Source organism: Variovorax sp. Varisp46 (assembly GCF_059491885.1).
In genome coordinates this window covers 2,989,653-3,003,162 of record NZ_CP168515.1, presented here as the reverse complement: position 1 = coordinate 3,003,162, position 13,510 = coordinate 2,989,653, and the positions used below count along the sequence as shown (strand labels likewise).

Annotated in this window: 15 protein-coding genes; 13 read left to right on the top strand and 2 right to left on the bottom strand. The window is 66.5% G+C overall.

Annotated elements, in window-relative coordinates; translation table 11 throughout:
- Positions 1-63 precede the first annotated feature (63 nt).
- Both ACEN9N_RS14175 and ACEN9N_RS14170 read left to right on the top strand, forming a co-directional pair.
- Positions 64-1,323 carry an MFS transporter gene (locus ACEN9N_RS14175; RefSeq protein WP_007830857.1) on the top strand — a complete coding sequence of 420 codons (1,260 nt, stop codon included), beginning with the start codon at positions 64-66 and terminating at the stop codon, positions 1,321-1,323.
- A gap of 43 nt (positions 1,324-1,366) precedes the next feature.
- Positions 1,367-2,119 carry a sulfite exporter TauE/SafE family protein gene (locus ACEN9N_RS14170; protein ID WP_007830858.1) on the top strand — a complete coding sequence of 251 codons (753 nt, stop codon included), beginning with the start codon at positions 1,367-1,369 and terminating at the stop codon, positions 2,117-2,119.
- 21 nt (positions 2,120-2,140) lie between these two features.
- On the opposite strand, the gene ACEN9N_RS14165 is transcribed toward ACEN9N_RS14170, so the two are convergent.
- Positions 2,141-3,058 carry an AEC family transporter gene (locus ACEN9N_RS14165; protein WP_193386539.1) on the bottom strand — a complete coding sequence of 306 codons (918 nt, stop codon included), beginning with the start codon at positions 3,056-3,058 and terminating at the stop codon, positions 2,141-2,143.
- A gap of 101 nt (positions 3,059-3,159) precedes the next feature.
- Between ACEN9N_RS14165 and ACEN9N_RS14160 the strand changes: the two genes are divergently transcribed.
- The 6 genes from ACEN9N_RS14160 to ACEN9N_RS14135 all read left to right on the top strand — a co-directional run bounded on the left by ACEN9N_RS14160 (position 3,160) and on the right by ACEN9N_RS14135 (position 8,622).
- Complete coding sequence (locus tag ACEN9N_RS14160; protein ID WP_413748478.1) at positions 3,160-4,134, top strand: tripartite tricarboxylate transporter substrate binding protein BugE; 975 nt, start codon at positions 3,160-3,162, stop codon at positions 4,132-4,134.
- 69 nt (positions 4,135-4,203) lie between these two features.
- Positions 4,204-5,124 (top strand): site-specific tyrosine recombinase XerD, encoded by a 921-nt coding sequence (gene xerD, locus ACEN9N_RS14155; protein ID WP_007830866.1) that lies wholly within the window; start codon positions 4,204-4,206, stop codon positions 5,122-5,124.
- Positions 5,125-5,292: 168 nt separating this feature from the next.
- Positions 5,293-6,285, top strand: coding sequence for a Bug family tripartite tricarboxylate transporter substrate binding protein (locus tag ACEN9N_RS14150; RefSeq protein ID WP_478179590.1), 993 nt, complete (start codon positions 5,293-5,295; stop codon positions 6,283-6,285).
- Positions 6,286-6,329: 44 nt separating this feature from the next.
- Positions 6,330-6,905 carry a TetR/AcrR family transcriptional regulator gene (locus tag ACEN9N_RS14145; protein ID WP_495656331.1) on the top strand — a complete coding sequence of 192 codons (576 nt, stop codon included), beginning with the start codon at positions 6,330-6,332 and terminating at the stop codon, positions 6,903-6,905.
- A 95-nt stretch (positions 6,906-7,000) separates the two neighbouring features.
- Complete coding sequence (locus ACEN9N_RS14140; protein WP_495656330.1) at positions 7,001-8,134, top strand: thiolase family protein; 1,134 nt, start codon at positions 7,001-7,003, stop codon at positions 8,132-8,134.
- A 41-nt stretch (positions 8,135-8,175) separates the two neighbouring features.
- Positions 8,176-8,622, top strand: a complete 447-nt coding sequence (locus ACEN9N_RS14135; RefSeq protein ID WP_007830874.1) for a MaoC family dehydratase — start codon at positions 8,176-8,178, stop codon at positions 8,620-8,622.
- An 11-nt stretch (positions 8,623-8,633) separates the two neighbouring features.
- On the opposite strand, the gene ACEN9N_RS14130 is transcribed toward ACEN9N_RS14135, so the two are convergent.
- Entirely contained in the window at positions 8,634-9,455 is an 822-nt protein-coding gene (locus ACEN9N_RS14130) for a ferritin-like domain-containing protein (protein ID WP_478179592.1), read from the bottom strand.
- 36 nt (positions 9,456-9,491) lie between these two features.
- On the opposite strand from ACEN9N_RS14130, the gene ACEN9N_RS14125 reads away from it, so the two are divergent.
- The 5 genes from ACEN9N_RS14125 (at position 9,492) to glnQ (ending at position 13,510) form a co-directional block, all read left to right on the top strand.
- A complete protein-coding gene (locus ACEN9N_RS14125; RefSeq protein WP_413315082.1) occupies positions 9,492-10,016 on the top strand; it encodes a gamma carbonic anhydrase family protein in 525 nt (174 codons plus the stop codon).
- 30 nt (positions 10,017-10,046) lie between these two features.
- Entirely contained in the window at positions 10,047-11,054 is a 1,008-nt protein-coding gene (gene hslO / locus ACEN9N_RS14120) for an Hsp33 family molecular chaperone HslO (protein ID WP_413315081.1), read from the top strand.
- Positions 11,055-11,376: 322 nt separating this feature from the next.
- Positions 11,377-12,126 carry a glutamine ABC transporter substrate-binding protein GlnH gene (gene glnH / locus ACEN9N_RS14115; RefSeq protein WP_413315080.1) on the top strand — a complete coding sequence of 250 codons (750 nt, stop codon included), beginning with the start codon at positions 11,377-11,379 and terminating at the stop codon, positions 12,124-12,126.
- Positions 12,127-12,128: 2 nt separating this feature from the next.
- Entirely contained in the window at positions 12,129-12,785 is a 657-nt protein-coding gene (gene glnP / locus ACEN9N_RS14110; RefSeq protein ID WP_413315079.1) for a glutamine ABC transporter permease GlnP, read from the top strand.
- The gene (glnQ, locus tag ACEN9N_RS14105) at positions 12,782-13,510 is read left to right on the top strand and encodes a glutamine ABC transporter ATP-binding protein GlnQ (RefSeq protein ID WP_495656329.1); all 729 of its coding nucleotides are present in this window, start codon (positions 12,782-12,784) and stop codon (positions 13,508-13,510) included. The genes glnP and glnQ overlap by 4 nt, the downstream gene beginning before the upstream one ends.

Here is a 13,510-nt window from a genome sequence, read left to right as displayed (position 1 = left end):
CGCCATTCTGCCGCGTCTCCGGCGCATAGCATCGATCCCTGCCCCGTTTTTTTGTAGCAATCCATGTCTTCCACTTCGTCAACGACCGCCGCTTCTCCTCCCAACACGACCTTGCGCACCGACGCCAAGCTGATCGGACTCGTCGGTCTGGCCCACGCGGTCAGCCATTTCAGCCAGCTCATCCTGGCGCCGCTGTTCCCGTGGCTCAAGGACGCGTTCAACGTGAGCTATGTCGAATTGGGCGCGGTGCTCACGGTGTTCTTCGTGGTTTCGTGCATGGTGCAGGCGGCCTCGGGCTTCATCGTCGACAAGCTGGGCCCGCGGCCGGTGCTGTTCGTCGGATTGGGCGCGCTGGGCCTGGCGGCTTTCGGCTACGCCGCGGCACAGAGCTACTGGATGCTGCTGGTGTGCGCGGTGGTCGGCGGCATCGGCAACGGCGTGTTCCACCCGGTGGACTACACGCTGTTCAACCGCAAGGTCGCGCCGACGCGGCTGGGCCACGCCTACAGCGTGCATGGCATCACCGGCAGCCTGGGCTGGGCGCTGGCGCCGGCCTTCGTCGTGCCGATCGCCATCGCGTACTCGTGGCGCGTGGCGCTGGCCTCGGCGGGTGTCGTGGCGCTCGTGGTGCTGCTGGTGCTGTGGGCGTACCGCAGCGTGCTGTCGCTCGACGCGGCGGCCGTGCACAAGGCCACGGGGCAGGGCGAGCCCGCGCCGGTCGGCGGCGAGTTCGACTTCCTGCGCATTCCTGCTGTGTGGATGTGCTTCGGTTTCTTCTTCTTCTATGCCGCCGTGATCAGCGTGGTGCAGACCTTCGCGCCGGTGGCCGCCGGGCACCTGCATGCGGTGCCGGTGGCGCTGGTGGCGGTGTGCCTCACGGTCTACATGGTCGCGAGCGCGGCGGGCATGGTGGTAGGGGGCTTCCTGGCTTCCGATCCGTCGCGCTGCGAGCGCATCGTGGGTGCGGGCTTCGGCATTGCGGCCGCACTGGCGCTGGTGCTGGCGTTTGCGAGCTTTCCGCCGATCGTGGTGCCGGTGCTGTTCGGCGCCATGGGTTTTGTCTCGGGCGTCGCCGGGCCGTCGCGCGACCTGCTGGTGAAGAGGTCGACGCCGCCCAATGCGACGGGGCGCGTCTACGGCGTGGTGTATGCGGGGCTCGACATCGGGCAGGCCCTGGCGCCGCTGGTGTTCGGGCGGCTGATGGACCATGGGCAGTACACGAGCGTGATCGTGGGGCTGGCGCTGGTGCAGGGGGTGCTGATTGCCAGCGCGTTCAATGTGCGCCGCGTGCGGCGTACCGTGCTGGTGCCGGTCTCGGCCTGAGCCGCGCTCTCTTGGTTGAAGTGCGGTCGATATCATCGGCCGCATGCAAGCCTTGTACGTCTACGTGATCGCCGGAGCCGTGCTGGCGGGCTTCGTGCAGGGCCTGTCGGGCTTCGCGTTCGGGCTGGTGGCGATGTCGGTCTGGGCGTGGACGCTGGAGCCGCAGCTCGCGGCAGTGCTTGCGCTTTTCGGGGCGCTCACGGGGCAGGTGATCGCGGCAGTGACCGTGCGGCGTTCTTTCGACAGGAACATTCTCTGGCCGTTCGTGTTGGGCGGGCTGGTGGGAGTGCCGTTCGGTGTCTGGCTGCTGCCGCACCTCGACCTTGTCGTTTTCAAGCTGTGCCTCGGCGTGCTGCTGGTGCTGTGGTGCCCGGCGATGCTGATGTCGCAGCATCTGCCGAAGGTTTCGTTCGGTGGGCGTGCGGCTGATGGAGTGGCCGGCGCCATCGGTGGTGCGATGGCGGGCATCGGTGGGTTCTCGGGGGCCATACCCACGCTCTGGTGCACGCTGCGCGGCTTTCAGCGCGACACGCAGCGCGCAGTGATCCAGAACTTCAATCTGTCGATGCTGATGGTGGCGTTTGCCGTGCATGTGTTCAGCGGGAGCATCGAGCGCTCCGTGGTGCCGCTGCTGGGCCTGGTCGCGTTGGCCGTCGCGGTGCCGGTTCTGCTCGGTGCGCGGCTGTATATCGGGATCAGCGAGGTGGCGTTCCGCAAGCTGGTGCTCGGGTTGCTGACAGCTTCGGGAGTGGCCATGCTGGCTTCGTCCGTGCCCGCCCTGTTGCAGCGGGGATAAGCCTGTGCTCGGGGAAGGTACTCACCGGGGCAGCGCCAGGGCAAACGGCAGGCTCACGACACCCAGCAAGGTGGACAGCGTCACCAGCCCCGCCACATAGGGCCCGTTGTAGCCCATGCGCGCAGCCAGCACATAAGCACTCGAAGCCGTAGGTACAGCCGAAAAAGCCATCAGCACCGAAGCCTGGGTCGCATCCAGCCGCAATGCCAGCGCCAGCCCCCATGCAACCAGCGGCAGCAGCAGATGCCGTATCGCCAGCACCGAAGTGGCCAGCACCTTGCCTGCCCCCAGCGTGGAGAACTTCATTCCCGCCCCTGCGGCCAGCAGTCCCAATGCCAGCGATGCAGCCCCGATGCGCGTCAGCGTCGGCGTCGCCCATGTCGGCACGGCAAGGCCCAGCACATTCGCGAGCAGGCCGGCCACCGTTGCGACGATCAGCGGGTTGCGCACGAGCTGCCGCACGAATCCGGTCTGCGCATGCCGTGTCATCGGCCACACGGCGGCGATGTTGAAGATGGGCACGCAAACGCCGATGAGCACCGCGATCAGCAGCAGGCCTTCAGACCCCGCCAGCCGCTCCGCCAGCGCAAGGCAGATGAACGAGTTGAAGCGGAAGGCAATCTGTGCGCTGGCCGCGTGGTCGCGCCGGTCGATGTGCGTGCGCAGGCCCGGAACGAAGGGCAGGGCGTAGGCCAACGCGATGCCGCAGACACCGACGCCGACGCCCGCCGTGAGCAGGCTCGACGTGGCGCCAAAATCCAGCGGACTGCGCACGATCGAGTGGAACAGCAGCACGGGAAAAAGAAAGTAGTAAACCAGGCTCTCGACCTGGTCCCACACGCGGCGGTCGAGGGCGGTGTAGCGGCACAGGAGCCAACCGATGGCGATGAGGGAGAAGTCGGGGAAAAGCAGCTGAGCGTAATTCACCGCTTCGAGGATAAACCCGCTTGACCATGGGTAATCCACAGCACGAGGACTGCCCCTGAGCCGCTAGCATCCGGGCTTCGTTTTTCGACATCAATCAGATCAAGGAGTTTTCGATGCAACGTCGTCAATGGAGCACGCTGGTGGGAGCTGCGGCACTGGTCGCGGTGGCGGGCCAGAGCTTTGCACAGGGCTATCCGAACAAGCCTGTCGAGCTGAGCGTTCCGTTCGCACCGGGCGGCACGACGGACATCGTGGCGCGCGTGATCTCCGACCCGCTGGGCAAGGTGCTCGGCCAGCCGGTGGTGGTGATCAACCGCGCCGGTGGCGGCGGCATCGTCGGCGCGGCCGAAACGGCGCGCGCGACGCCCGACGGCTACAAGCTCGGCGTTGCCACGGTGTCGAGCACGGCGGCCAACCCGGCCATCAACCCCAAGGTGCCGTACGACCCGATCAACGACTTCACGCCGATCATCAACATCGCGGCCACGCCGAACATCATCGCGGTCAACCCGAGCTTCCCCGCCAAGAACTACGCCGAGTTCGTGGCCGAGATCAAGAAGAATCCCGGCAAGTATTCGTACGCCTCGTCGGGCACGGGCGGTATCGGCCACCTGCTGATGGAGCTGTACAAGAGCCTGACCAACACCTTCATCACGCACATCCCGTACCGCGGCGCGGGTCCGGCGCTGAACGACGTGGTGGCCGGCCAGGTGCCGATCATGTTCGATAACATCCCCTCGGCCATGCCCTTCATCACCAGCGGCCGGCTGATCCCGATCGTGGTGTCGGCACCGCAGCGCCTGGCCGCGCTGCCGAACGTGCCGACCTTCAAGGAAGTGGGCCTGGAGCCGGTGAATCGCATGGCCTACTACGGCATCCTCGGCCCGAAGGGCCTGCCGAAGGAAGTGGTCGACAAGATCAGCGCCGGCGTGAAGAAGGCGGTGGAAGAACCGGCCGTGCGCAAGCGCATCGAGGACACGGGCTCGCTGATCGTCGCCAACACGCCGGAGCAGTTCGCCGCGCAGATCAAGGCCGAGTACGAGGTCTACAAGCAGGTCGTGAAGAAGCAGAACCTGAAGCTCGACTGAAGATTTTTTTCCCGCACCCCGAAGCCGCCCGCATGCCGGGCGGCTTTTTCTTTTGTTATCTTGCACGGCATGACCGAGGCCTCTCCGCAGATACAGACGCAGACATCCGATATCGACGACTTCATCGACGCGCTCTGGCTGGAAGACGGCCTGTCGAAGAACACGCTGGCCGCCTACCGCCGCGATCTCGCGCTGTTCGCGCAGTGGCTCGATGCGCAGCGCAACGGTGCCGGGCTCGATGCCGCGAAAGAGACCGACCTGCAAGCCTACATGGGTGCACGCCTGTCGACCAAGGGCAAGGCCACTTCGGCCAACCGCCGGCTCACGGTGTTCAAGCGCTACTACCGTTGGGCGCTGCGCGAGCGCCGTGTCGTGGCGGACCCGAGCATCCGGCTTGCGCCAGCGCGGCAGATGCCGCGCGCCATCAAGACGCTGTCGGAAAAACAGGTCGACGACCTGCTGGCCGCGCCCGACGTCGAATCGCCGCTCGGCCTGCGTGACCGCGCGATGCTCGAGCTGATGTACGCGAGCGGCCTGCGCGTGAGTGAACTGGTGGCGCTCAAGGCCATCGACATGAGCCTCAACGACGGCGTGCTGCGTGTGCTGGGCAAAGGCAACAAGGAACGGCTCGTGCCCTTCGGCGGTGAGGCGCGGCGCTGGATCGAGCGCTATCTCGAGGAGTCGCGCCCTCTCATCCTCGACGGGCAACAGACGTCCGACCTGTTCGTGACCGCACGCGGCGCCGGCATGACGCGCGTGATGTTCTGGATCATCGTGAAGAAGCACGCCACCGCGGCGGGCATCCACGTGCCGCTGTCGCCGCACACGCTGCGCCATGCCTTTGCCACGCACCTGCTGAACCACGGGGTCGACCTGCGCGCGGTGCAGTTGCTGCTGGGCCATGCCGACATCTCGACCACCACCATCTACACCCACGTGGCGCGCGAGCGGCTGAAGCAATTGCACGCGCAGCATCATCCGCGCGGCTGAGCGCACCACACAAGCCCGCGGCCCGGCAATGCGATGACGCTGGCGCGCCTGCTTCAACATCGCCGATTCGCCAGGGCCGACAATGCGGTGGAAGGGTCCAGGCTCATTCGCGAGCGCAAGCCGCCGCTGGACCGATGCAACCCACGTAGACGATCGACAGGAATCCTCATGAATTTCCTCGCTTCCTCGAAGCCTTCGCACCGCACGGCAACCCGGCTCCTCGCAGCCGCGGCACTGTGCGCTGCCTCGGGTGCGCACGCACAGGCCATTCCCAAGACGGTGCGCCTCATCGTGGCGTACCCCGCGGGCGGCGTCAGCGACGTCGTTGCGCGTGCGCTCGGCGACAGGCTCGCGGCGCAACTGGGCGTCACGGTGATCGTCGACAACCGGGCCGGCGCGAGCGGCGCCATCGGCATGGACGCCGTCGCCAAGGCCGCGCCCGATGGCGCGACGCTGGGCTTCTCGGCGATCAGCCCGCTGGTGCTGAGCCCGCACCTCGGCAAGCTGCCCTTCGATCCATTGAAGGACATCGCGCCGGTGGCGAGCGTGATGTATTCGCCGGTGCTGCTGATCGCCACGCCGGCCAGCAAGGCGAAGGATTTCCGCGCGCTCATCGCCGATGCGAAGGTGCAGCCGGGCGCGCTGCGCTGGGCCACGTCGGGGCCGGCTTCGCTGGGTCATATCGTGCTGGAGCAGTTGCGCTCGGCGGCGGGGGTCGACATCACGCACGTGCCGTACAAGGGCGGCGGCCAGCAGCTGAACGACGCCATCGGCGGGCAGTTCGAGATTCTCTCGACCAATGCGAGTCCGACGCTCACGTCCCACATCCAGTCGGGCAAGCTGCGTCCGCTGGCCGTCGGTGCGCCGGCGCGGCTCGAGAGCCTGCCCCAGGTGCCCACGCTGGGCGAACTGGGCTACAGCGCGGCGAACATCAATTCGCTGTTCGGCGTCTTCGCACCCGCGGCCACGCCGCCCGCGCTGATTGCCAGGTACAACGCCGAGATCAACAAGGCCCTGGCCAGCGCCGAGCTGCGCGCCAGGCTCACGGCCACCGACAACGTGCCGACCGGCGGCACTTCGGCTGCGTTTGCGAAAGAGATCGCCAGCGAGTTCGAAAGCAACGGCCGCATCATCAAGGCCGCGGCCATCAAGGCGGATTGACCCTGCTGATTGCGGTTTGAAATTCCCTACCTTATAGTTGGTAGATGACCTCCGCCACAGCCCTTGTCACCGGCAGCACCCGCGAGCAGATCCTCGCGGTGGCGCGCGGCTTCATCGAAACGCGTTCCTACCTGGGCTTCAGCTTCCAGGATGTGGCCGACGCGGTCGGCGTTCGCAAGGCCAGCCTGTACCACCACTTTCCGACCAAGGAGGCGCTGGGCATCGCGGTGATCCGCGGGGCCACGCAGAGCTTCAAGGACTGGGACGCGGGCCGGGCGCGCGAGCCCAGGGACGCGCTCGAATCGTATTTCCGCATGTACCGCAACACGCTGAAGGCGGGATCGGGCATGTGTCCAGCGGGAGCATTGGCGCCCGGATGGGGCGTGATCAACGACGAACTGCGCCAGGCCGTGCAGGAACTGCGCAATACGCAGGTGACGTGGCTCACCGGGGTGCTGGGCGCACTGATGCCGGCGCGAAAGAAGGGCACCTCGGTCGCTTCGCTGGCCGCCTATGTGTTTTCCGTCTGTCAGGGCGCGCTGCTGTCGGCGCGCATGACGGGCCGCGTGGACGACTTCGATGAAGCCATCGCGCAACTCAGGAGTTCATTGCCGGGCTGACCGCCCGGCCCAACGCGGGCACGCCACGGCGTGCTTATTTTTTGACCTCGATACCTACCGATTGGATGGTAGTTTAAATTTGCTGGAGAACCTTCATGAAAGCCGTCATTTCCGCCTACGCTCGTTCCCCCTTCCATTTCTCGAAGAAGGGCTCCCTCGCCGAGGTGCGGCCCGACACGCTGGCTGCCGGCGTGGTGCGCGGCCTGCTGCAGCGCACGGACCTCGACCCTGCGCTGCTCGAAGACCTGATCCTCGGCTGCGCGTACCCTGAAGCCTCGCAGGGCAACAACCTCGCGCGCATCGTCGGGCTGCTGGCCGGCCTGCCGCACGAAGTGGGCGGCATGACGGTGAACCGCTTCTGCGGCTCGTCGATGCAGGCCGTGCACATTGCCGCCGCGCAGATCGAGGCAGGCATGGGCGAGGCCTTTTTGTGCGTCGGCGTGGAGTCGATGACGATGGTGCCGCAGGGCGGCTTCAACTTCTCGCCCAACCCCGAGTTGAAGGAGAGCACCGATGCCTATATCTCGATGGGCGAGACGGCCGAGAACGTGGCGCAGCGCTGGAGCGTGAGCCGTGCCGACCAGGAAGCCTTCGCGGTGGAATCGCACCGCAAGGCGGCCGAAGCGCGCTCGCAAGGCCGGCTGGCGGGCGAGATCGTGCCGGTGCGCCTCGTCTCCGGCGACATCGTCGATGCCGATGGCTGCATCCGGCCGACCACCTCGGCCGAGGCGCTGGCGAACCTCAAGCCCGCGTTCCGCCCAGACGGCGTGGTGACGGCCGGCACCTCGTCGCCGCTGACCGATGGCGCTGCAGCGGTGCTCGTCACCAGCGACGCCTTCGCCGCGAAGCACGGCCTGCAGGCGCTGGCGCGCATCAGGTCGTTCGCGACCGTGGGCGTCGACCCGGCCATCATGGGCATCGGCCCCATCCCCGCGACCCTCAAGGCGCTGGCGCGCGCCGGCCTGAGCGCAGCCGACCTCGACGTGATCGAGATCAACGAGGCGTTCTCGTCGCAGGCGCTGGCCTGCATCCGCGACCTGGGCCTCGACCCCGCAAAGATCAACCTCGACGGCGGCGGCTTGTCCATCGGCCATCCGCTCGGCGCGACCGGCGCACGCATCACGGGCAAGGCGGCGTCGCTGCTGTTGCGCGAGAAGGGCCGCTTTGCGCTGGCCACGCAATGCATCGGCGGTGGGCAGGGCATCGCGACCATCCTCGAGCGCGTCTGATCGTCCGAGAATGGGAAGTCCGTCACAACGAGGAGACCCCCATGGCCAAGCTGTACCTTGAAGACCTGAAGGTCGGTGACCGTTTCCAGAGCGGCGAACACCTGCTCGACGTGGCACAGATCAAGGCCTTCGCGCAGCAGTTCGACCCGCAGCCCTTCCACACCGACGAAGAGGCCGCAAAGAGCACCTTCTTCGGCGGCCTTGCGGCAAGCGGCTGGCACACGGCCGCGCTCACGATGAAGCTGCTGGTCGACAGTGGCATTCCCTTGGCGGACGGCATCATCGGTTCGGGCGGCGAACTGCAATGGCCCAAGCCGACGCGACCCGGCGACGTGCTGCATGTGGTGAGCGAAGTGCTCGACATCACGCCTTCGCGCTCCAAGCCCGGCCGGGCGATGGTGACGATGCGCTGCCAGACGCGCAACCAGCACGGCGAGGTGCTCCAGTACTTCACGCCGAAGCTGGTGGTGCACGCGCGGCCGGCATAGGCCACGGGCCTTCAGCGCTTGTCCGGGTGCGCCGTCGCCGAGAGCTGGCGCAATTCCTCGGCGCTGAACCCCGCCCGCCTGCGCGCTTCGAGGTTGAAAGGCGGCTTGTGCCGCGGCGCGTCGTAGCGCGCCACCAGCGCAGGGTAGGTCGCTTCGGCATCGAGGCCCGCGCCGTCGCACAACCAGCGGTACCAGTGGTTGCCGATGGCCACGTGGCCCACTTCGTCGCGCAGGATGACGTCGAGGATCTCGACCGCGCGCAGCGCATCGGGTGTGTTCACGCGCTTCAGCTTGGCCTGGATCAGCGGCGTGGCATCGAGCCCGCGCGCTTCGAGCGTACGCGGCACCAGCGCCATGCGCGCGAGCACGTCGTCCTTCGTTTTCTCGCACATGTTCCAGAGCCCGTCGTGGCCGGGGAAGTCGCCGTAGCGATACCCCATGTCCTGCAGGTGCGCATGCAGCAGCGTGAAGTGCAATGCTTCTTCGTCGGCCACGCGCAGCCAGTCGCGGTAGTAGGCCTCGGGCATCCCGTCGTAGCGCCACACCGCGTCGAGCGCGAGGTTGATCGCGTTGAACTCGATGTGGCAGATCGAATGGATCAGCGCGGCCCGGCCCTCGGGCGTGAAGGGCGAGCGTTTCTGCACGGCGGTGGCGGCCACGCGCAGCGGCCGTTCGGGGCGGCCCGGCACGCCGAGATCGTCGCCCTCGGTGCGGATCGGCGCAGTTGCTATGGAATCGGTAGCGGCCAGCGCAACGGTAGCGCGTGTTGCAGCCACCTTTTGTTCAGGATCGGTCAGTCGCAGCGCGGCCAGCGCGCTCAATCGGGGGTGCATCCCTACAATTCTAGTTTTTGCCCCGGAGACTCCACGATGGCCCTCTATGAACTCGACGGCGTTGCGCCGCAACTCGGTACCGGCGCGTGGGTTGCCGACAGTGCGGAGGTCATCGGCGACGTGCGGCTGGGCGCCAACGCCAGCATCTGGTTCGGCGCCGTGCTGCGCGGCGACAACGAGACCATGACCATCGGACGCAACAGCAACGTGCAGGACATGTCGACGCTGCATTCCGATCCCGGCAGCCCGCTGACCATCGGCGAGAACGTCACCATCGGCCACCAGGTCATGCTGCACGGCTGCACCATCGGCGACAACTCGCTGATCGGGATCCAGGCGGTGGTCTTGAATAACGCGAAGATCGGCCGCAACTCGATCGTTGGCGCCGGCAGCGTCGTGACCGAGGGCAAGGAGTTTCCCGACAACTCGCTGATCTTCGGTTCGCCCGCCAAGGTCATGCGCACGATCAGCGACGAAGACGTCGCCCGCTTGCGCCACGGTGCCGAGCACTATGTGAAAAACGCCGTTCGCTATGCGAAGGGCCTGAAGAAAATCGCCTGATCCACAGGCCCAGCAGAAAGAAGATCCGTTTTGAGCGAGCTGCACAAATTCCTGTTCGATGGCCTGCCGGTGCGCGGCATGATCGTGCGCCTGACAGATGCGTGGCAGGAGATCCTGGCGCGGCGCGCCTCCAACACCGCCACCGGGGCCTATCCGCCGCCCGTGGCCGAGCTGCTGGGCGAAATGACGGCCGCGGCCACGCTGATGCAGTCCAACATCAAGTTCAACGGCGCGCTGATCCTGCAGATCTTCGGCGACGGTCCCGTGAAGGTCGCAGTGGCCGAGGCCAAGCCCGACCTGAGCCTGCGCGCCACCGCCAAGGTGATCGGCGAGCTCCCGGCCGATGCGCACCTGCCCGACATGGTCAACGTGAACAACAAGGGCCGCTGCGCCATCACGCTCGACCCCAAGGACAAGCTGCCGGGCGCCACGCCGTACCAGGGCGTGGTGCCGCTTTTTGGCGACGGCGGCGAGAAGCTGGGCAAGCTCAGCGACGTGCTGCAGCACTACATGCTGCAGAGCGAGCAGCTCGACACCACGCTGGTGCTCGCGGCCGACGACAAGGTCGCGGCCGGCCTGCTGATCCAGCGCCTGCCGGTGAAGGGCGAGGGCAACCTCGAAGGCACTTCCGGCACCTCGGACAAAGACCACGACCAGGCCAACGAAGACCAGATCGGCCGCAACGAGGACTACAACCGAATCTCGATCCTCGCCTCGAGCCTGACGCGCGACGAACTGCTCACGCTCGACGTCGAGACCATCCTGCGCCGCCTGTTCTGGGAAGAAAAGTTGCTGCGCTTCGAGCCGCAGGCCGGCCTGCAAGGCCCGCATTTCGCGTGCACCTGCGGGCGCGAGCGCGTGGCGCAGATGATTCGCGGGCTGGGCGCGGAGGAGGCCGAAAGCATCCTCGCGGAGCGCGGCGACATCGAGGTGGGCTGCGACTTCTGCGGCAAGCAGTACCGCTTCGACGCGATCGATGCGGCACAGCTGTTCACGCCGCTCGGCGACCAGATCCCGGGCAGCCCGGTCGTCCAGTAAGCGACGGCTGGCCATTCTGGCCAGCGCAGCACCTTGACCGTCGCGGCAAGGTGCTCGTCGGAACGCATTCCGCGGTTCCGAAGGCCACGCACCGACAACGCTCGCGAACGCCGTCTGCGAGCCCCGCCGTCGGCTGGGCCGACGCGACCGATTTCTTTCCATCCTGCGGATCCCCGCCATTGCGACACAGGTCGCTCAGGGCAAACCCGAGCTTGCCGTGCGCTGCGGCATGGCACACATTATGCAAATGGATTTGCGAATTTGAAGTTACTGCAAATTCAATTGCACCAATTCGGTGAGCTCTTACTCCGGAAGGATTGTCATGAAGAAACTCGTTCTCCGACTGCTCGCGGCAGCGGTCGTCGCCACGTCGATCGTCGCCCCCGCCACGGCGGCCGGCCCATTGCTCGTTGCCGTCGACACGGCCTTCGTTCCCTTCGAATTCAAGGAGGGCGACAAGTACGTGGGCTTCGACATCGACCTGTGGGACGCCGTCGCCAAGGAACTGAAGCTCGAGTACAAGCTGCAGCCGATGGACTTCAACGGAATCCTCCCCGCGCTGCAGACGAAGAACGTCGACGTGGCGCTGGCCGGCATCACCATCAAGGAGGAACGCAAGAAAGCCATCGACTTCTCCGACGGCTACTACGACAGCGGATTCATTCTCATGGTGCCCACAGCCAGCAAGATCGCCGGTGTGGCGGACCTGAAGGGCAAGACACTGGCCATCAAGACGGGCACCTCCGCCGCTGACTACGCCAAGGCCAATTTCGCGGGCACCGAACTGCGCCAGTTCCCGAACATCGACAACGCCTACCTGGAACTGATGACCGGCCGCGTCGATGCCGCCATGCACGACACACCGAACGTCCTTTACTACATTGCGACCGCCGGCGCGGGCAAGGCCAAGGCCGTCGGTCCGCAGATGATGGCGCAGCAGTACGGCATCGGCTTCCCCAAGGGCAGCCCGCTGGTGGCGCAGGTGAACACGGCGCTCGCCAGGATCAAGGCCGACGGCCGCTACGCCGCGATCTACCGCAAGTGGTTCAAGACCGAGCCGCCGAAGGCCTGAGCATGGATTTCGACTGGTCAGTGATCGCCGGCGCCATGCCGGCATTGTTGAAGGGCGCCCAGCTGACGGTGCTCATCACCGTGGCGGGCCTGGTGGGCGGCACGCTGCTGGGCGTGCTGTTCGGCCTGATGCGCGCCTACGGGAACCGCTTCGTCGCCAGCCTCGGCTTTGCCTACGTGGGCCTCGTGCGGGGCACGCCCATCGTGGTGCAGGTCATGTTCATCTACTTCGCCTTGCCCGGCCTGCTGGGCGTGCGCGTGGACCCGATGACGGCGGCCATTGCCTCCATCGTCATCAACTCCGGCGCCTACATCGCGGAGATCGTCCGCGGCGCGTTCCTCTCGGTGCCGAAGGGCCTGAGCGAGGCGGGGCTGGCGATGGGCCTGCCGCGCTGGCGCGTGCTGGCCTTCGTCGTCGGCCCGGTTGCGTTCCGGCGCATGACGCCGGCGCTCGGCAATCAATTCATCGTGAGCCTCAAGGACACCTCGTTGTTCATCGTCATCGGTGTCGGCGAACTGACCCGCCAGGGACAGGAAATCATGGCGGCCAATTTCCGGGCCATCGAGATCTGGACCGCGGTCGCCGTGATCTATCTCCTGCTGATCGGCGTGCTGACGCTGGGCCTGCGGACTGTCGAAAGAAGGATGCGCATCCTGTGAACATCGTCGAATTCAAGAATGTCGAGAAGCACTTCGGCGCCAATGTGGTGCTCGACCGCGTGAACCTGCAGATCCGCCCGGGCGAAGTCGTCGTGCTGATCGGTCCCTCGGGCTCGGGCAAGTCGACGCTGCTGCGCTGCATCAACGCGCTCGAGCAGATCAATGGCGGCGACCTGCTGGTGGACGGGCTGAGCGTGCGCGGCGGCAATGCCGTGGCGCGTGAGATCCGCCAGGAAGCGGGCATGGTGTTCCAACAGTTCAATCTGTTTCCGCAGATGACGGCGCTCGAGAACGTCGCGTTCGGGCCGCGGCAGGTGCGCGGCGCCTCCAGGTCGCAGGCGCAGGCCCTGGCGGCGGAACTGCTCGCCAAGGTGGGCCTCGCCGAGCGCATGCACCACTATCCGAGCGAGCTCTCCGGCGGGCAGCAGCAACGCGTTGCCATTGCACGCGCACTGGCCGTCAGGCCGAAGCTGATGCTGTTCGACGAGCCGACCTCCGCGCTCGACCCGGAACTGCGCCAGGAGGTGCTGCGCGTCATGCAGTCGCTTGCCGAGGAGGGCATGACGATGGTCGTCGTGACCCACGAGATGCAGTTCGCCCGAAAGGTCGGGACACGGCTGATCTTCATGGAGCACGGCCACATCACGGTCGACGGGCCGCCGGGGCAACTGCTGGACAACCCGCCGAACCAACGCCTGCGCGATTTTCTTCAGCACGTGGAGTGA